The 17010-nt window shown below is 67.3% G+C and carries 19 protein-coding genes; 8 read left to right on the top strand and 11 right to left on the bottom strand.

From position 1 onward, the window contains the following. Window positions 1-136 precede the first annotated feature (136 nt). Window positions 137-331: a hypothetical protein gene (locus tag ABD243_RS04895; RefSeq protein WP_091255667.1), complete on the bottom strand. Its 195-nt coding sequence runs from the start codon at window positions 329-331 to the stop codon at window positions 137-139. A gap of 143 nt (window positions 332-474) precedes the next feature. Further along, entirely contained in the window at window positions 475-699 is a 225-nt protein-coding gene (locus ABD243_RS04890; protein ID WP_116767150.1) for a hypothetical protein, read from the bottom strand. 91 nt (window positions 700-790) lie between these two features. Here ABD243_RS04890 and ABD243_RS04885 point away from each other — a divergent pair, with 91 nt between their 5' ends. The 4 genes from ABD243_RS04885 to ABD243_RS04870 are packed head-to-tail and all read left to right on the top strand — an operon-like array spanning window position 791 to window position 3262. After that, window positions 791-1297, top strand: a complete 507-nt coding sequence (locus ABD243_RS04885) for a MarR family winged helix-turn-helix transcriptional regulator (protein ID WP_344363118.1) — start codon at window positions 791-793, stop codon at window positions 1295-1297. 27 nt (window positions 1298-1324) lie between these two features. After that, complete coding sequence (locus tag ABD243_RS04880) at window positions 1325-1891, top strand: SSI family serine proteinase inhibitor (protein WP_344362690.1); 567 nt, start codon at window positions 1325-1327, stop codon at window positions 1889-1891. Between the two features lie 4 nt (window positions 1892-1895). Next, window positions 1896-2891 carry a 3-methyladenine DNA glycosylase gene (locus ABD243_RS04875; protein ID WP_344362688.1) on the top strand — a complete coding sequence of 332 codons (996 nt, stop codon included), beginning with the start codon at window positions 1896-1898 and terminating at the stop codon, window positions 2889-2891. Continuing rightward, window positions 2888-3262, top strand: a complete 375-nt coding sequence (locus tag ABD243_RS04870; RefSeq protein ID WP_344362685.1) for a serine protease inhibitor — start codon at window positions 2888-2890, stop codon at window positions 3260-3262. Before ABD243_RS04875 ends, ABD243_RS04870 begins: the two co-directional genes overlap by 4 nt. Window positions 3263-3420: 158 nt before the next feature. On the opposite strand, the gene ABD243_RS04865 is transcribed toward ABD243_RS04870, so the two are convergent. Together ABD243_RS04865 and ABD243_RS04860 are read right to left on the bottom strand one after the other, a co-directional pair. After that, window positions 3421-6630, bottom strand: coding sequence for a S8 family serine peptidase (locus ABD243_RS04865; protein WP_344362683.1), 3210 nt, complete (start codon window positions 6628-6630; stop codon window positions 3421-3423). Window positions 6631-6903: 273 nt separating this feature from the next. Continuing rightward, window positions 6904-7089: a hypothetical protein gene (locus ABD243_RS04860; protein WP_091255625.1), complete on the bottom strand. Its 186-nt coding sequence runs from the start codon at window positions 7087-7089 to the stop codon at window positions 6904-6906. A gap of 276 nt (window positions 7090-7365) precedes the next feature. Here ABD243_RS04860 and purS point away from each other — a divergent pair, with 276 nt between their 5' ends. From purS to purL, 3 genes are read left to right on the top strand one after another with little or no spacing between them, the layout of a single operon-like run. Then, the gene (gene purS / locus ABD243_RS04855; protein WP_018776110.1) at window positions 7366-7617 is read left to right on the top strand and encodes a phosphoribosylformylglycinamidine synthase subunit PurS; all 252 of its coding nucleotides are present in this window, start codon (window positions 7366-7368) and stop codon (window positions 7615-7617) included. Between the two features lies 1 nt (window position 7618). Further along, on the top strand, window positions 7619-8377 hold the full coding sequence (gene purQ, locus ABD243_RS04850; protein WP_116767153.1) for a phosphoribosylformylglycinamidine synthase subunit PurQ: 759 nt from the start codon (window positions 7619-7621) through the stop codon (window positions 8375-8377). After that, window positions 8374-10707, top strand: a complete 2334-nt coding sequence (purL, locus tag ABD243_RS04845) for a phosphoribosylformylglycinamidine synthase subunit PurL (RefSeq protein WP_344362677.1) — start codon at window positions 8374-8376, stop codon at window positions 10705-10707. Before purQ ends, purL begins: the two co-directional genes overlap by 4 nt. Window positions 10708-10784: 77 nt before the next feature. On the opposite strand, the gene ABD243_RS04840 is transcribed toward purL, so the two are convergent. The 7 genes from ABD243_RS04840 to ABD243_RS04810 all read right to left on the bottom strand — a co-directional run bounded on the left by ABD243_RS04840 (window position 10785) and on the right by ABD243_RS04810 (window position 14730). Beyond that, a complete protein-coding gene (locus ABD243_RS04840; RefSeq protein WP_091255616.1) occupies window positions 10785-11078 on the bottom strand; it encodes a DUF503 domain-containing protein in 294 nt (97 codons plus the stop codon). Window positions 11079-11107: 29 nt separating this feature from the next. Further along, the gene (locus tag ABD243_RS04835) at window positions 11108-11425 is read right to left on the bottom strand and encodes a putative quinol monooxygenase (protein WP_344362675.1); all 318 of its coding nucleotides are present in this window, start codon (window positions 11423-11425) and stop codon (window positions 11108-11110) included. A 128-nt stretch (window positions 11426-11553) separates the two neighbouring features. Continuing rightward, a complete protein-coding gene (locus ABD243_RS04830; protein WP_344362672.1) occupies window positions 11554-12156 on the bottom strand; it encodes a tetratricopeptide repeat protein in 603 nt (200 codons plus the stop codon). A 14-nt stretch (window positions 12157-12170) separates the two neighbouring features. Further along, window positions 12171-12788 carry a DUF1990 domain-containing protein gene (locus ABD243_RS04825; RefSeq protein WP_344362669.1) on the bottom strand — a complete coding sequence of 206 codons (618 nt, stop codon included), beginning with the start codon at window positions 12786-12788 and terminating at the stop codon, window positions 12171-12173. After that, window positions 12785-13207 carry an MmcQ/YjbR family DNA-binding protein gene (locus tag ABD243_RS04820; protein ID WP_344362667.1) on the bottom strand — a complete coding sequence of 141 codons (423 nt, stop codon included), beginning with the start codon at window positions 13205-13207 and terminating at the stop codon, window positions 12785-12787. Before ABD243_RS04820 ends, ABD243_RS04825 begins: the two co-directional genes overlap by 4 nt. Before the next feature lie 108 nt (window positions 13208-13315). After that, entirely contained in the window at window positions 13316-14209 is an 894-nt protein-coding gene (locus tag ABD243_RS04815; RefSeq protein WP_344362664.1) for a polysaccharide deacetylase family protein, read from the bottom strand. 95 nt (window positions 14210-14304) lie between these two features. Then, window positions 14305-14730, bottom strand: a complete 426-nt coding sequence (locus ABD243_RS04810; protein ID WP_116767160.1) for a CoA-binding protein — start codon at window positions 14728-14730, stop codon at window positions 14305-14307. A 265-nt stretch (window positions 14731-14995) separates the two neighbouring features. On the opposite strand from ABD243_RS04810, the gene acs reads away from it, so the two are divergent. Next, a complete protein-coding gene (acs, locus tag ABD243_RS04805; protein WP_344362660.1) occupies window positions 14996-17005 on the top strand; it encodes an acetate--CoA ligase in 2010 nt (669 codons plus the stop codon). The last annotated feature ends 5 nt before the right edge of the window (window positions 17006-17010 follow it).

Here is a 17010-nt window from a genome sequence, read left to right as displayed (position 1 = left end):
GTGGCCGGGAGCGGGATTCCAGCCGGCATGTGCATGAGGAAGGGAGCGGCCAGCGCCGCTCCCTTCCTCGTTTCTCCGCACCCATCTGTCCGGCGTGTCCGGGCGGCCACGGCCGCCCTGATGCCGGATCGGGCTCTCAGACCTCTTCTTTCCAGAGATCCGTTTTCCGGACAGCGTAGTGGTGTCCATGCGAGTCTGTCTCGACCTCGAAGCCTGCCAGGTCTTCTTCCGAGGCGTGCTCGTAGTCATCATGATGGTGAACGACAGGCGCCGCAGTGTCGCCCCGGTTGGCGGGTCCGAACAGGAGCCTCAGCTTGTCGGTCTTGTCCATAAAAGCTTTGACCGCACGTGTCACTAGTCCCACCCCCTTTCTTCGTCGCGGGTGGTTCAGGATGCTGCACAGCGGTGTGTCAGTGTCCTCATTTTACGCCCGACGGCGGCAAAAGGCCCCTGTGCGAGGCCGGGAAAACACGCCTAGCGCAGGGACTTGTCCTCCGGGTTGCGGGGCACCACATAGGTGCTGCCGTCGGGCCGGTGCATGGTCTCCCACTGCGCGGTCTCGGCCTCCCGCATCGCCAACAGCCGCCTGTTCTGCTCGGTCATCTCATGGCCGAGGGAACTGCGGTTGGCCGGCCCGAAAATCATCCGAAGCTTTCCGGTTGCCCGCATGAACCTCTGGGCGCCGTTTTCCTTGGCCATGGCTATCCTTTCCTGGGAACAAGACAATGCTCCCAGTGTACGCTAATCATTAGTGCACTAATCATTCGAAGGAGTCAGTGTGACCGAAGGAATCCCAAGAAACCAGGCAGCCCGCGTCCCGCAGGGCACCCGGGACTCCCAAGCGGCGCAGGATGACCTCCTCCTGGAACAACAGCTCTGTTTCGCCCTGACGGTGGCCTCCCGGAGTGTGGTGGGCGCCTACAAGCCCGTGTTGGACAAGCTCGGCCTGACCCACCCGCAGTACCTCGTCATGTTGTGCCTCTGGGAGGCCAGCCCCCGGTCCGTCCGGGACATCAGCGACGCCCTGGCCCAGGAGCCGGCCACCATCTCGCCGCTGCTGCGCCGGCTCGAAACCGCTGGACTCATCACCCGTCAGCGGATGGAGGGCAACGAACGCATGCTGGATGTCCGCCTGACGCCCCGCGGGGCGGCCCTCCGGGAGCAGGCCACCGCCGTTCCGGGCATCATGATGGCGCGGCTGGGGCTGACGCGCGAGCAGGTGAAGCAGCTGCACGCGTCCATGATGGACCTGATCGCCGCCACCCGGCCCGACCCGGAAGACGCACCCCGGCGGTAGACTGGGCAAAACTGAGGAGGACTGCTGATGCGCACTCGATCGGGCCGCCCGGCACTTTTTTTGGCGGCCGCCCTGATGGCCGCGGCCGGACTGGCCGCGTGCACGCCGAACAGCGGCCCCGCGCCGTCTCCCTCAGCCAGCACGACGGCGGGAACATCCTCCAGCTCCCCGACCGGCTCTCCGTCGCCGGAGACTGAGACGACGTCCCCGGCCCCGTCGCCCTCCGCGGCCCCGCTGCCGTCCGGCCCGGGACAGGGGAACGCCGAGCTCGCCATCATGATTAAGCCGACCGAAACCGCCGCCCCGACCAACTTCACGCTCGTGTGCCAGAACGGAGTTCCCGCGGCCGAAAGCCAGCACCCCAACCCTGCCGCAGCGTGCCTCGCCATCAAGAACAACCCGTCCATCCTCAGCCCCGTTATCGACAAGGACCGGGCCTGCACCCAGCAGTACGGCGGTCCGCAAGTCGCGACCGTCACCGGCGTCGTGGACGGGCGGCAGGTTCAGGCGACCTTCAGTTTGAAGGGCGGCTGTGAAATCGCCGCGTGGAACGCCGCCAAGGACGTCCTGGGCTCATCCGGCTGGCCGAGTTAAGCCCGTGCACTTCCAGCAGGAAGAGTGGCTGCCACGCCAGGCGGCCCACCAGCAGCGCGTCCGCCGCTATGCCGATCCTTACCTTGAGCGGCGCTCCGCCGGCCGGAAGCACCCGGTGGAAGATTTCCTCTTCACCTACTACACCCAGAAGCCCGGCCAGCTGCTGCGCTGGCACCCGGGCGCCGGCGTCGTGCTCTCCGGGCCTGAGGCGGAGGCGCGGACCGGCTGGAAGTATTACCGCGCTGCCGACGACGCCGAACTCGCCGCCGCCGGGCTGCCGGCGGACTCGCCAGCCGTGACGGTCGACGTCGACGCCTTCCTCCGGGATCGGCGGGAGGCGCTGCAGTTCGCCGGAATCATTCTCGCCGGGACTGCCGCGCGGGCCGCCCAGTTCGGCTGCTTCGGGCTGCACGAGTGGGCCATGGTCTACCGGCAGGACAAGTTCGACCTTCGGCACGAGTACCTGAGGCTGCGGCTGGGGACTGGGCGCACCGACGAGGTGGTGGAGGAGAACCGGATCCGGTGCTCGCACTTCGACGCCTTCCGTTTCTACACTCCGGACGCCGTTCCGCTGAACAGCCTGGTTCCCAGCAGGGAGAACCAGCGGACCTTGGAGCAGCCCGGCTGCCTGCACGCCAACATGGACCTCTACAAGTGGGCCTACAAACTCTCCCCGCTGCTCCCCAGCGAGCTCGTCATGGACTGCTTCGAACTGTCATGGCGGATCCGGGCCATGGACATGCAGGCCTCGCCGTACGATCTCGCCGACTGGGGTTATCCTGCCATTCCCATCGAGACGCCGGAGGGCAAGGCCGAATACGTTGACCATCAGCGGACGTTCGCAGCCGAGTCGCAGCAACTCCGGCACCGGTTGCTGCAGGAGCTGAGGCCCCTGCTCGATGCCGCGGCGCAACACCGCGGCCAGGACAGCCCCGGAAGCGGAGGCCGGCACGCGGCTCCGGCTCCGGCTCCGGACAAGAGTCTGAAAGGACCAACATGACAGGCACAGCCGCCCCGCAGCACGACATCGATCTGACCATCCGCCTGACCGAGGCGCCCGGCGCGCCGGAATACACCTTCCGGCTCGAAGCCGCCGACGGCGAACCCTCCGCCGCGTCGACCCTTCCCGATCCGGCCGCCGCACTTGCGGCGGTCCGGCGCCACGGCGAGGCCGTCTTCTTCCCCAAGCCGGGGCCCCCGCAGTTGTGCACGCAGCAGTACGGCGGCCCGCAGACCGCCGTCGTGACCGGCTGGTATCTGGGACGGCAGGTCAATAGCCGGTTTAGCCGGACGGACGGCTGCGAGATCGCGCGCTGGCGCGCCATGGCGGCGCTGCTCGGCGGCAGCCCAGGTTCCACGGGCGCCGTCTGACGCGGCAGGAATCCGACCCACGGCTCCTGCTTCCGGCGGACGGCGTCCTGCCTCCGGCGCGCCGCTGCCCGACTCCTGATGTCTGACCCAGCGGTTTAAACAGCGACGGCCGGCGGTGCGAACCGCAGGCCGTCGCCGTTCTTGGTGCCGTTATGCGCCTAGATGGCGTTGTCCGGGGCGAAGGACTGATCGCCGTTCTGGATCTTGCCCTTCTCCTTCTTCACCTTCTTGCCCTTGTCGTTACCGCCGTCACCGTTGTCTCCCGGGCCGTCGTTGGAGTCCTGGTCCTCCGCGGTGGGCGGGACCGCGACGGCCCCGGCCGGGGTGACCAGGACGGAGACGAATGTCGGCTCGCTGGCTCCGGCGAAGGTGACGCGTCCGATGTATGAACCTTCGGACAGGCCCTTCCAGTTCATCGTGACGCTGCCGGCCTTGCCGTTGGCCAAGCGCAACGGGTTGGGGCTCAGCGAAGCGTTGCCGACGTTCGCGCCCAGCACCGCGGCGTCCACTGAGGCCTTGGTGGTCTGGCTGTTCGGGCTGGCGTACAGGTTCGCGTAGATCGTGTACTCGCCCGGGGTGGGGTCGGAGATGGATACCGATTCACTGGCGGACGACGTTGCGACCGTCAGCGGGCCCGTCGGGGTCATGACGTACATGTCGAAGTCGGCGTTCGGGTCGGCGGAAATCACTGAGAACTTGGCCAGCGGGGCTCCTGCGGGGACCGTGACCGTCTTGACGAGGTTCGAGGCATCCGTGTCACCCGTGAACGGCCCCGGGACCAGCTGCACAGCGGTGGAATCAGCCTTCGAGAGGCCGTCGAGGGTCATGCTGATCGGCGCATTCGTGCCCGAGACCACCTTGATCGCGCCGGATCCCGACCCGCCCTGCGAGGTGAAGGCGACGTCGGACAACGCCACTGCCGACTGCGGACGGACCGCGATCGGGGAGGTGACGGTCTTGTTGGCGCCCTGCCACGTCAGCGAACCCGTGGCGAACTTGCCCAGCGGCGCTCCCTGGTTTTCGAAAGAGACCTTGAAGGTCTGCTTCTCTCCGGCTGCCTTGAAGTTCAGGGCAGCCGGGGTCACGCTGACCTTAATGCCGGGAACATCAAACTTGGCCTTGTAGACCCCCGGCGTCAGTGCGGTCACCGTGCGGGTGACCTCGATTTTCCCGGCCAGGTTGCCCAGCGCGAAGGACGGCAGGTTCATGTCCCGCGGCCTGGTGGTGCCGAGGCCCGGAATTCCGAGGTCAACGCCCGTGCCCTGGATGAACGCCAGGTAGTCCGCCGTGGTGGCGTCGTAGACGAGGCCCGGATCCAGCACACGTGCCGGATCCACCTCGCCGGCACCGGTGGCGAAGACATCGGTGTTTTTCGACCCGTCGGCATTCTTGACGTCGCTCGTGGTGGTCATCATCGCGGACTTGACGGCCGCCGGGGACCAGGAGGGGTTCTTGGCCAGGATCAGCGCCGCGAAGCCGGCCACGTGCGGGGACGCCATGGAAGTGCCGGACAGGAACCCGAAGTTGTCCCCGTCGGTGCCGATCGGCGAGACGCCGGCCAGCACGGCCACGCCGGGCGCGGTGACGTCCGGCTTCAGGAGATCGGAGCCTGCGGCCAGCAGCGGGCCGCGGGAGGAGAAGCCGGCGATCTGCGGCTGCGCCTCGAGGGGCAGACCCGTGGTGTCCTTGTTGACAAGGGAGACCGTGATCGCCGGGTTGGCGGCGACCTTGGCCTTGATGGCCTCAGTGGCGGGCGGGTTCACGTGGACGGTGGGGACCGAGTGCTTGTCCGTGTCCAGCGAGGAGTCGCTCAGGTTGACCAGGATCATGCCGACGCCGCCGCCGCGCTTGACCTCGGCGCTCTTTGCGACGCGGTCTACGACGCCGCGGTCACAGACCACAACCTTGCCGGCAATCTTGGCCGGGTCCAGCGAGCCGTCGCCGCACAGGGCCGGGTTGGTACTCCCGGCGGCTCCCGCGTTGGCTGCCAGCACGACGCCGGCGTTGGAGACCTGGCCGTTCATGATGCTGGCGCCGCGGTATTTGCTGCCGTCGGAGAACTCGACCGTGCCCTGCAGTTCCTGGGAGAAGCTGCTGGCAGCGACCGTCGTCATCCACGGTGCGCCGTGGTTGACGGTGCTGGCGGTCGGGCCGGAGTTGCCGGCGGACGCCGCCACGAAGATCCCGGCCGAGGCAGCGGACAGGAAGGCCAGGGACACGGGGTCCGTGGTGGTGTCCGTAGCGCCCGAGATGGAGTAGTTCAGGACGTCCACGCCGTCCTCGATGGCCTGGTTGATGGCCTCGATGGCCGACGACGAGTAGCAGCCGCCGGTGTTGGGATCGGTATCTTCCCAGCAGACCTTGTAGATGGACAGCTTCGCGGCCGGTGCGATGCCGCTGGTCTGACCGAAGCTCCGGCCGTCAACCATGGCTTCGACATTGGCGTTGCCTGCAGCCGTGCTGGCCGTGTGGGTTCCGTGGCTGGCAGCGTCGACCGGCGACAGCCGCTCGCCCGGCGCCCAGTCCGACTGCGGGACATAGCTTGCGAACTCATCGCCGAAGTAGCGGGCGCTCAGGACCTTGGAGTTGCAGGCGGTGCCGTCGAAGTCAGTGCCGGCCTGGCAGTCGCCCTTGAAGAGCTCGCCGTCGGCTTTGACCATCTCGATCTTGCCGTCCGCGGTGCGGTAAGGCACGCCGACGACGGGATTTCCCGTGAGTGGTTTAACCGCGTCGCCGGCAAAATAGGCGCTGGACGGGGTGTACCCGGTGTCGATGACCCCGACCACAACGCCCTTGCCGGCCCCGTCCTGGCCGCCGAACTGGGTGTTCCAGGTGCCGTTGGACCCGCTGAGCTTGAGGAAGTCGGTGCTGGAGTAGTCCGGAGCGTTCTCCGTGTCCGGCGCGACCACCAGAACGGAGGGGTCCCTGGCCAGCTTGATGGCCTGGTCCGCCGTCAGCTTGGCGCTGAAGCCGTTGAGGGCTGCCGTGAACTGGCGCTGGATCTTGACGCCCTGCTGGCCGGCGACCTGGGCCTGCTTCTGTTCCAGGTGGGCCCGGTACTGCTTGACTTCAGCCTTGTTGGCGTCCAGCTTCTTGCCGGAGGCGGGCTTCGTGGCCGGGAGCCCGGGCGTCCCGCCGTCGTAGGTTGCGGACGGCTTTTCCGCCAGGACCACAATGTAGCGGCCGTCCTTGTAGTTGTTCGGATCAACATTCTTCTGCGCGACACCGGCCGCGGCCGGCCCCTGTGCCGGGGCCGCGTTGGCAGGTGCGATCGCGATGGTGGACAGAAGTACCGGCAATCCCAGGGTCAGCGCCGCGACCCTCCGGAGTCCCCCGCTTCGAAGGAAGCTCTTTCCTGGTGATGTCACGAGTGATGAACCTTTCGTAAAGGAACGGCCCGGCTTCTATACCGGGCCCAGCAGACTGGCGGGGCCGCACCGGGCGATTGCCCGGCCTGCCCCGACGGATACCAGCCGATTCATACAGTACAGACTGAGAGCCGGATATGACATAGACCACAAGAAGCTATTTAAAATTTGTCACACAATACGACACGATGCGTCGACGAAGCGTCTGAGCTGCGTCGATAGTCAGGAGGTCGATAGGAAGTGGGGAGGAATGTGCCGCCCGGGCCGGGTGGCCTACTGGCGCGGAGTCCGGACAACCTCGCTGATCCATGCCCGGGTCTTCTCGTCCAGCGGTCCGGCCACCTTGGTCTGCTTCGCTGCACGGTCGGCCCTGATCTTCTGCAGGACCATCCGGCCCAGCCCGGCGAACACGGCGGCGGCGACGACGGGTAACAGCACGGATTTCGGTTTCGGAGCCATGCGCACATCCTACTGACCCGCGGCCGCGCGGGACCATAGGCCGAAGCGCGCCGCGCGGCGGCGTTTGTCCAGTTCAAGGACCTCCCGGGTCGGCCACGTTCACACTGCCAGCCCGAATGCGGCCGGACGCACCGCGGCCGGTAGAATGGGCATGCAAGCTCGCGGAGCGCCCTTTCACGCTGTATTCACTAACAGTCCTCAACACACAGCGGACCGGCGTGAGACGGCACTACTCCGCTGCGCCCTTACCCAATGCTCACGCACAGGAGTTACCGGATGCCCCGGATCGTTGTCGACGTCATGCCCAAGCCCGAGATTCTGGACCCGCAGGGGAAGGCCATCGTCGGTGCGCTGCCCCGGCTGGGTTTCACCGCCTTTAGCTCTGTCCGCCAGGGCAAGCGCTTCGAACTCACGGTCGACGGCGAGGTGACCGAGGAGATCCTGGCCCAGGCCCGCGACGCCGCGGAAACCCTGCTGTCCAACCCGGTCATCGAGGACGTCGTCAACGTCGAGGTCGTTGAGGCCTGAGATGACTGAACTCCCCCTGATCGGCGAGGCTGTTGCCGTCGCCGCTAACCCACAACTCGCGGGGGCGCGGATCGGCGTCGTGACCTTCCCCGGCACCCTGGATGACCGCGACGCCGCCCGCGCGGTCCGCCTGGCAGGCGCCACCCCGGTGGAACTCTGGCATGCCGACACCACCTTGGGTGACGTCGACGCCGTCGTGATTCCCGGCGGTTTCTCTTACGGTGACTACCTCCGCGCCGGCGCCATCGCCCGTTTCGCGCCGCTGATGTCCAAGATCATCGACGCCGCCAATTCGGAGGCCAAGCTGCCGGTCCTCGGCATCTGCAACGGTTTCCAGATTCTGACCGAGTCGCACCTGCTGCCCGGCTCCATGATCAAGAACGACCACCTGAAATTCATGTGCCGCGACCAGGTCCTCCGCGTGGAGAACAACTCCACGGCGTGGACCGGCGACTACGCGGTCGGCCAGGAAATCACTGTGCCGCTGAAGAACCAGGACGGCCAGTACATCGCCGACGAGAAGACCTTGGACGCGCTTGAGGCCGAAGGCCGCGTCGTGTTCCGCTACGTCGGGTTCAACCCGAACGGTTCCCGCCGCGACATCGCCGGCATCTCCAACGCCGCAGGCAACGTGGTGGGCCTCATGCCGCACCCCGAGCACGCCGTGGAGGCCGGCTTCGGCCCGGAGGAAGGCTCCGGCACCGAAGGCCTCGGCTTCTTCACCTCTGTCCTGAACAAAATCGTGGGAGGCAACAAATGACGGAGACACCCTCAGTGGCGGCGCCCGCGGAGACCGCCCGGAAGTTCAACATCGACACCGTGGAGAACGCGGCGAAGACTCCGGACACCGAACTGCCCTGGGCCGAACTGGGCCTGAAGCAGAATGAGTTCGACGAGGTCGTCAAGGTCCTGGGCCGCCGCCCCACGGGCGCCGAGCTCGCCATGTACTCCGTGATGTGGAGCGAGCACTGCTCCTACAAGTCCTCGAAGAACCACCTGCGCCAGTTCGGCGAAAAGGTCACCGAGGAGATGAAGAAGGACATGCTCGTGGGCATCGGCGAAAACGCCGGTGTCACCAACCTGGGCGACGGCTGGGCCGTGACGTTCAAGATCGAGTCGCACAACTCGCCGTCGTTCGTGGAGCCCTACCAGGGCGCGGCCACCGGCATCGGCGGCATTGTCCGCGACATCATCTCCATGGGTGCCCGCCCGGTGGCCGTGATGGATCCGCTGCGCTTCGGCGCCATCGACCACCCCGACACGGCCCGCGTCATGCACGGCGCCGTGGCCGGCATCGGCGGCTACGGCAACTCCCTGGGCCTGCCCAACATCGGCGGCGAAATGGTCTTCGATTCCGTGTACCAGGGCAACCCGCTGGTCAACGCGCTGGCCGTCGGCGTCATGCGCCACGAGGACATCCGCCTCGCCAATGCCTCCGGCAAGGGCAACAAGGTGGTGCTGTTCGGTGCACGCACCGGCGGTGACGGCATCGGCGGCGCCTCGGTGCTGGCCTCGGAGTCCTTCGACGACACCAAGCCGTCCAAGCGCCCCGCCGTCCAGGTGGGCGACCCCTTCGCCGAGAAGGTCTTGATCGAGTGCTGCCTGGAGCTGTTCAAGGGTTCCCTGGTGGAGGGCATCCAGGACCTGGGCGCCGCGGGCATTTCCTGCGCCACGTCCGAGCTCGCCTCCAACGGCGACGGCGGCATGGAAGTCGAGCTGACCTCCGTCCTGTTGCGCGATCCCACCCTGACCCCGGGCGAAATCCTGATGTCCGAATCGCAGGAACGCATGATGGCCGTGGTCACCCCGGAGAACATCGCCGCGTTTGAAGCGGTCATGGACAAGTGGGCCGTGGAATACTCCTGGCTGGGCGAGGTGACGGACACCGGCCGCCTGATCATCACGTGGGAAGGCGAAGTGATCGTCGACGTCGACCCGCGCACTGTCGCGCACGACGGCCCGGTCTACGACCGCCCGTATGCCCGCCCCGAATGGCAGGACGCGGTCCAGGCCGACTCCTTCACCGGGTCCGTGCAGGACGCAGGCCGCCCCTCCGCCCCCGCAGACCTGGCCGCTGCCATCACCGAGCTCGTGGCCTCGCCGAACATGTGCGACAAGTCCTGGATCACCAAGCAGTACGACCGCTACGTCGGCGGCAACACTGCCATGGCGTTCCCGGACGACGCCGGTGTGGTCCGGGTGGACGAGGAAACCGGTCTGGGCGTGGCCCTGGCCACCGACGCCAACGGCCGCTACACCTACCTCGATCCGTACCACGGCGCGCAGCTGGCCCTGGCTGAGGCGTACCGCAACGTCGCCACCTCCGGCGCCGTGCCGATGGCCGTCAGCGACTGCCTGAACTTCGGCTCCCCCGAGGATCCCGACGTCATGTGGCAGCTGGCCGAGGCCATCCGCGGCCTGTCCGACGCCTGCATGGTGCTCGGCATCCCGGTCACCGGCGGCAACGTCTCGCTGTACAACCAGACCGGCACCACCCCCATCCACCCCTCCCCCGTGGTGGCTGTGCTGGGCAAGTTCGACGACGTCGCGCGCCGCACGCCGTCGGGCTGGAAGGAAGACGGCCAGGCCATCTACCTGCTGGGCACCACGGCGGCCGAGCTGGACGGTTCGGAATGGTCCAACCTGCGCGGACACCTCGGCGGCCTGCCGCCCAAGGTTGACCTCGATGCCGAACGCGCGCTGGGCGAGATCCTGATCAACGCCTCCCGCGACGGCATGGTGGACGCCGCCCACGACCTCTCCGAAGGCGGCCTCGCGGCGGCCCTCGTGGAATCGTCCCTGCGCTACGGCGTGGGTGCCCGGATCGCGCTGCAGGACGTCCTGGACCGCGACGGCGTGGACCTGTTCACCGCGCTCTTCTCCGAAACCCAGGGCCGCGCCATCGTCTCGGTGCCCCGCTCGGAGGAAATCCGCTTCACGGACATGTGCACCGCCCGCGGCTTCGCGCACGTCCGGATCGGTGTGGTGGACGCCGAGGGCGGCACGCTGGAGATCAACGGAGTCGAACCCATGAGCCTTGACGCGCTCCGCGAAGCCCACGAGGCGACCCTGCCGAAGTACTTCGGCTAGTCCCCACAAAGCAACGCGGGGTCACTTGCCGCCCATAAATCCCCTCGGGACGGGCGCTAAGTGACCCCGCGTTGCTTTTAATCGTCGCTGCGGAGTTCCCGCTGCCGGGCGCTGAGCAGCTCCATTTCCGGCCGGGCGGCCATGAAGCGTTCGACGCCGGCCAGCACCTCCACGAGGTGGGCCCGGTCCGCCGCGACCAGACCGACGCCGATCACGGTGCGCCGGTGCTGGTCATGCAGGTCCGCCTCGGTCACGGAGACGTCAAAGCGCCGCTTCAGCTCGGCAAGTACCGGCCGCACCACGGAGCGTTTCTCCTTCAGGCTGTGGACATCGCCGAGGAGGAGGTCGAATTCAATCCAGCCGATCCACATGCCCCAATTTTCCCATCGAGTTGGAGGTCCTAGATGGTGAGTTCGCCCATCCGGTCCCAGCCTTCGCCGTCGAACTGGCGGCTGATGATGCGAGGCGTCTCCACGAGGGCCTGCGGCATGTCCGCCATGGCTTTCTTGAAGTGCTCGCTGTTGACGTGGTCACCTGCGGCGTCGTCCTTGAAGGCTTCGACCAGGACGAACTCGTTGGGGTCTTCCACGCTGCGGGACCAGTCGAACCACAGGTTGCCCGGCTCCTGACGGGTGGCCTGGGTGAAATCGTCCACGAGGCCGAGCCAGCGCTCGGACCATTCGGGCTTGACCTTGAATTTGACGACAATGAAGATCACGGGAATGTGCCTTTCGGTGTGGCGGGACGGTGTTCCATTCTTGCAACAAGACAACGCGGGGTCACATCCAGCCCATTGCCGGCATTTATGGGCCGGAAGGATCCCCGCGTTGGTGTTACGGAACGGGCTCAGCAGGCCTTGATGGCCTCGCGGGCCAGTTCCTGCTGCCGCGGGGTCCCGATCCTCCCGGCCCACTGTTCGGCGAGCTGGAACTCCACCATGGCCTCGGTGCAGCGGCCGGCGTCGTGCAGCGTCCAGCCGAGGTTGTTGTGGAGGGAGACGATCCATCGCTTGGTCCGCTCATCGTGGACCGTGGACGCGTACTCCAGGGCGCTTCGGGTCCACGTCACGGCGTGCGCCGAGTCGGCTAGGGCGAGCATGTGCAACGCATCCACGGCCAGGAATTCCTCGCCCAGGTGGTCCGCGAGTTCGGCGGCCTGTTCAAAGAGCGGCACGGCCATCTCCGGATGGCCGCTGGTATTGAGCACCCGGCCGCGTTCCAGGAGCACCCGCACCGCCACGGTGGGCTCGTCGCCGTCGACCGCGTCCAGAAGCGCGTCGGCTTCCTCGAAGCGGCCCTGCAGCCCGATGGCCCGGCCCAGCTGCGTGGTGAGTTCGGCACGTTCATCGGCGTCGTAGCCGGGCCCGGCAAGTGCCTCGCGGAAGCGGGCTTCGGAAAGCGCCGGGTCATCGAAATTCCACAATCGGTCAAGGGTCTGTTGATCAAGCATCCATTGGCTCCTGCTCAGCTCACACCTGCGGCCAGTTCTTGGGCACTCCTAATGTATCTGGAAGTGACGTGCCGCCGTGCCCGCCTGGTCACGGCGCCGCCCGCCGCGTAGAACCAGTTGGACGGCCCGCCGAACGCGGTGATCGCGATGGTCACCATCCCCTGCGCATCGATCGAGATCTCGAACGCCTCTTCGCCGCGGACCGGATGTCCCGGCAGGGTGCCGTAGCCGAATCCGGCGGACTGCGGGCCGTCGCCCGCAACCGGCCGCCGCACCCAGACCACTTCGCAGGGGGCGTCGATGCGGAACGGCCCGACGCCGAAACCGCTCACCACACGGGTTCCGGGGACCACGACGCCGGACTCCGCCCGGACCCGCAGCCCTGACCGCTTCTGGAGTTGCCACGTCAGCATGCCCTGGACCGCACGCCGGTAGGCCGCCACTCCCTCCCCCACATGGGCCTGCGTGACAAGGCATTCGACGCCCTCGGGCGGCGGGCCATGTTCCGTGGCGCCGATGCCCGCATAGTTCAGCGCACCGCCGGCGATCCTGCCGGCGGCCGGACCGCTCGCCGGGCCGCTCGCTGGTCCGCTCGGCGGCAAGCCCACGAGCCGGCCCAAGAAGCCGTTCACCTCTCCACCGGCCCGGCGTCACCCAGCGCCAGCCGGGCCCAGCCGAGCTGCTCCTGCTGGCGCCGGCTCAACGAAGCCACCACGAGGTCGTAGGAGTCCTCCACCATGTCCCGGATCATGGCATCGGGCAGCGAACCGTCCAGCCGGACACCGTTCCAATGCGTCTTGTTCAGGTGCCAGGCACCGGTGATTTCCGGATGGGCGGCTCGCAGCTGCTGGGCCAAGACCGGATCACATTTCAGGCTGACCGAAAAGTCGGCCTCGTCCATCGCGGACAGGGCGAACATCTTGGCCGCCTGCCGGAGCCCGCCGGAGACGGCGGAGCGGACCTTGAAGACCGACGTCTCGGGCCCGAAGGGAAAGTCCTCAAAGGCACCAGGGAACCCGAGGCAAAGCGCCCGGAGTGCAGTTGCGTCCATGCTTCGAGCCTACTGCCAGGCGCCGACGTCGTGGCCACCCGGCACTTCGCCGCCGGCCGACCCGGCTCCGTCCGGCACCATCGGACCATAGCGGCAGCCCCTGCGCGCTCAGGCGACGCCGAGGAAGTTTTCCAGGAGAACGACGTCGAGCCCGGCAGAAAGCTGGGCCTCGCGGAAGGCGGCAAGGTCCGCAGCGAACTCCGGCCGAAAATGCATGAGCACGATGTCTCCGGGACGAAGTGAATTTCCGTACTGGTAATCCATGCGGCCGGCGTTGGCTTTGGCTTCCCATGTCACGATGGCCTTCATCCCGGCGGCTGCAACGGCCTGCCGCATGGCATTGGAGTAGTCTCCGCCGGGCGGCCGGAAGAGCGTGGGCCGGCGTCCGAACTGCTGCTGGGCGTAGTCCTGCATGCCGGCGATCTCGGCAAGCTGTTGCCCGTAGCTCAGCTGGCGGGACATGTTCACGTTGTGGCTGACGGTGTGGTTTTCCACCAGGCTTCCCTGGGCCTCGAACTGTTTGAAGAATCCGGGATCGTTCTGCACGAAGTTCCGGGTCAGAAACAGGCTCGCGGGGTAGTCGTACTCGTCCAGCAACTGGGCCATCCGGGGGATCTTTGTCACGCCGTCGTCGATGGTCAGGAACACCACGGGCTGCTTGGTCAGGACCCGCGTCAGGACCGGCGCCATTCCCCCTTGGACCGGGGGAAGCCGGAAATCGGAGACATAGGTGCGCTTGGGGCGCCTGCCGGGGCGGCGCAGGTCGTTGGGGACAGTGGAGTCGAGTCCGTCGACTGTCAGGACGGACAGCGTCGGCTGCCCCGGGCCGGCCGAAAGACCGGACGATGCTTCGGGGCCGGGAGCCGTAGCCCCCGGAACGGCGCAACCGCCCAACCCACCGACCACAGAAGCGCCCAGCAGGCCCAGAAGCGCCCGCCGGCCAAGGGCCGAGTGAGGTTCAGGGGCCGCCGCCGGAGGCAGCGTCGGGTGGTGCTCGCACATGGCTGCTCCTTGCGTCGCGGGGAAGATTCCGCTGTACGGTAGCAGGCGAAAATGACACTTTAGGGTTAAGTTACGGAGGCTGCAGAATACAGCGGCTATAAGCCAAAGCGCACGGCGTCCTGCGCCGGACACGCATTCATGATCACATCGAGGCCGGCGGCCTTGGCGCGCTCGGCGGCCGCCTCGTCAATGACGCCCAGTTGCATCCAGATGGCCTTGGCGCCGACGGCGATTGCCTGGTCCACGACGGCGCCCACCTTCTGCGAATTCACGAAGCAGTCCACGACGTCGATGGGCAGTTTGCTGTCCGGGATGTCGGCGAGCCTGGCATAGCCCGTTTCGCCGTGCACGGGATCTCCCGGCAGGTTCACCGGAATGATCTCCATGCCCAGCCGGTCACGGATGAACAGGGAGGTGTCGTAGGCGGCGCGCCATTCGTTGGTGGAGAGGCCGACGATGGCCCACCGCCCCTTGGTGCGCATCAGCCGTTCGAGGACTGCAGGATCGTTGACATGGGGCATGGGCAAAGCCTACGCGCAGTACCCGCGGGCGCGCCGGTCGGCTGGCAGCCGCGGCACCGGCGTCGAAGAAATGACCGCCGAAAAGCCGCAAAATTCTGCAGAGCCGAATATTACGTGGCACAAGACGGCAATTTCACCATCGGGACGCGCATCCGTTTAGTGTGAAGTACAACCATCCCGAGCGGCCAAGAGACCTGGATCGATGCAGCCGCAGCAACCCTGGCCATCAGCAGGGTGCTACCGCCAGGACCGATGGAGCACACCTATGACTGTCTATTCCGTGTCCGCGCCCGAGACCACGACGCCCGCCCTCATGCCCGGGGCGGAGCGGATCGCCTTCTGGGAGGAAGCCGCCCTCCGGCTCGACTGGGCGGACTTTTCCGGCGATGCCTCCGGCGGCAAGCCCTGGCACACAGCCCACCGTCTGATTCCTGCCGACGTCGAAGCCGGGCTCGGCCCGCAGATCAGCTGGTTCGACGGCGGCAAACTCAACGTCGCCTACAACTGCGTGGACCGCCACGTGGCCGCGGGACGCGGGGACAAGGTGGCCCTGCACTTCGAGGGCGAACCGGGCGACCGCCGCACCATCACCTACGCGGAGCTGCAGCGCGAGGTCTCCAAGGCCGCCAACGCCCTGCTGGATCTCGGCATCGCCAAAGGCGACCGTGTGGTGATCTACCTTCCGGTCATCCCGGAGACCGTGGTCATCACCCTCGCCGCGGCCCGGATCGGCGCCATCCATTCCCTCGTTTTCGGCGGGTTCTCCGCCGAGGCGCTCCGCTTCCGGGTCGAGGACACCGGCGCCAAGCTGCTGGTCACCACGGACGGCCAGTTCCGCCGCGGCGTGCCCGTGCCGGTCAAGGAAAATGCGGATGCCGCCGTCGCCGGCAAGAACGCGATCGAGCACGTCCTGGTGGTCAACCGGACTACGGCACCGGAACTGCTCGACACCGTCCCGATGACCGCAGGCCGCGACGTCTGGTGGCACGACGCCGTCGGCACCGCCTCCGAGATCCACGAAGCCGAGGCGTTCGACGCCGAGACGCCGCTGTTCATCATGTACACCTCCGGCACCACCGGTAAGCCCAAGGGCCTGGTCCACACCTCCGGCGGCTACCTCACGCAGGCCTCCTGGAGTTTCGAGCACCTCTTCAGCAACCCGGACCCCGCGCTGCGGGACCAGGACGTCCACTGGTGCACAGCCGACCTCGCCTGGGTCACCGCGCACACCTACGAGCTCTACGGCCCGCTCTCCAACGGCGCCACCCAGGTGATTTTCGAGGGCACCCCCAACACCCCGCACCCGGGCCGGCACTTCGAGATCATCGAACGCTACGGCGTCACGCAGTACTACACCGCACCCACCCTGGTCCGCTCCCTGATGGGCTGGTTCCCGGACGGCGTACCGGACACGTACGACCTCTCCTCCATCCGGCTTCTCGGCACCGTCGGCGAGGCCGTCAATCCCGAGGCCTGGCGCTGGCTGCGGGCCAACCTCGGCGCCGGCACCGCCCCGGTGGTGGACACCTGGTGGCAGTCTGAAACCGGCGCCACCATCCTCTCCCCCGCCCCGACCGACACCGAGTTCAAGCCCGGCTGCGCCGCCCGGCCGCTGCCGGGCGTCAGCACCCGGATCGTGGACGACGCCGGCGCCACCGTGCCGCCGGGCGTCCAGGGCTTCATCGTGGTGGACGCGCCCGGCCCCGCCATCGCGCGGACGGTCTGGGGCAACCCGCGCCGCTACTTCGATTCGTACTGGCGCCAGTACGCGGCGCAGGGCTGGTTCCTCGCCGGTGACGGCGCGAAATATGACGACGACGGCGACATCTGGATCCTCGGCCGGGTGGACGACACGCTCAACGTCTCCGGCCACCTGCTCTCCACCATCGAAATCGAATCGGCCCTCGTCTCCCACCCGGATGTGGTGGAGGCCGGGGTATGCCCCGTCGCGGACCCGAAGACCGGGCATGCCATCGTGGCGTTCGTGGTGCTGAAGGATTCGGCGGCCACCGCCGACATCCACGGCGCCCTGAAGGCGCACGTCACGAAGGCAATCGGCCCCATCGCCAAGCCGCGCGACGTCGTCGTCGTCCCCGATGTGCCGAAGACCCGCAGCGGCAAGATCATGCGCCGGCTGCTGACCCAGCTGTTCGAAGGAACCACGCTGGGCGACACCACCTCCCTCCAGAACGAGCCGGCCATCGCCGGCATCCAGGACGTGCTGCGCGAACGCGCCGCGGCCGTCCCCGCAGCAGCCATCCCCACCCAGAAGTAAAGGAA

The organism is Arthrobacter humicola (genome assembly GCF_039531445.1).
GTDB lineage: Bacteria > Actinomycetota > Actinomycetes > Actinomycetales > Micrococcaceae > Arthrobacter > Arthrobacter humicola.
The sequence above is the reverse complement of the archived record's forward strand: the minus strand, read 5'-3'. Positions and strand labels throughout refer to the sequence as shown.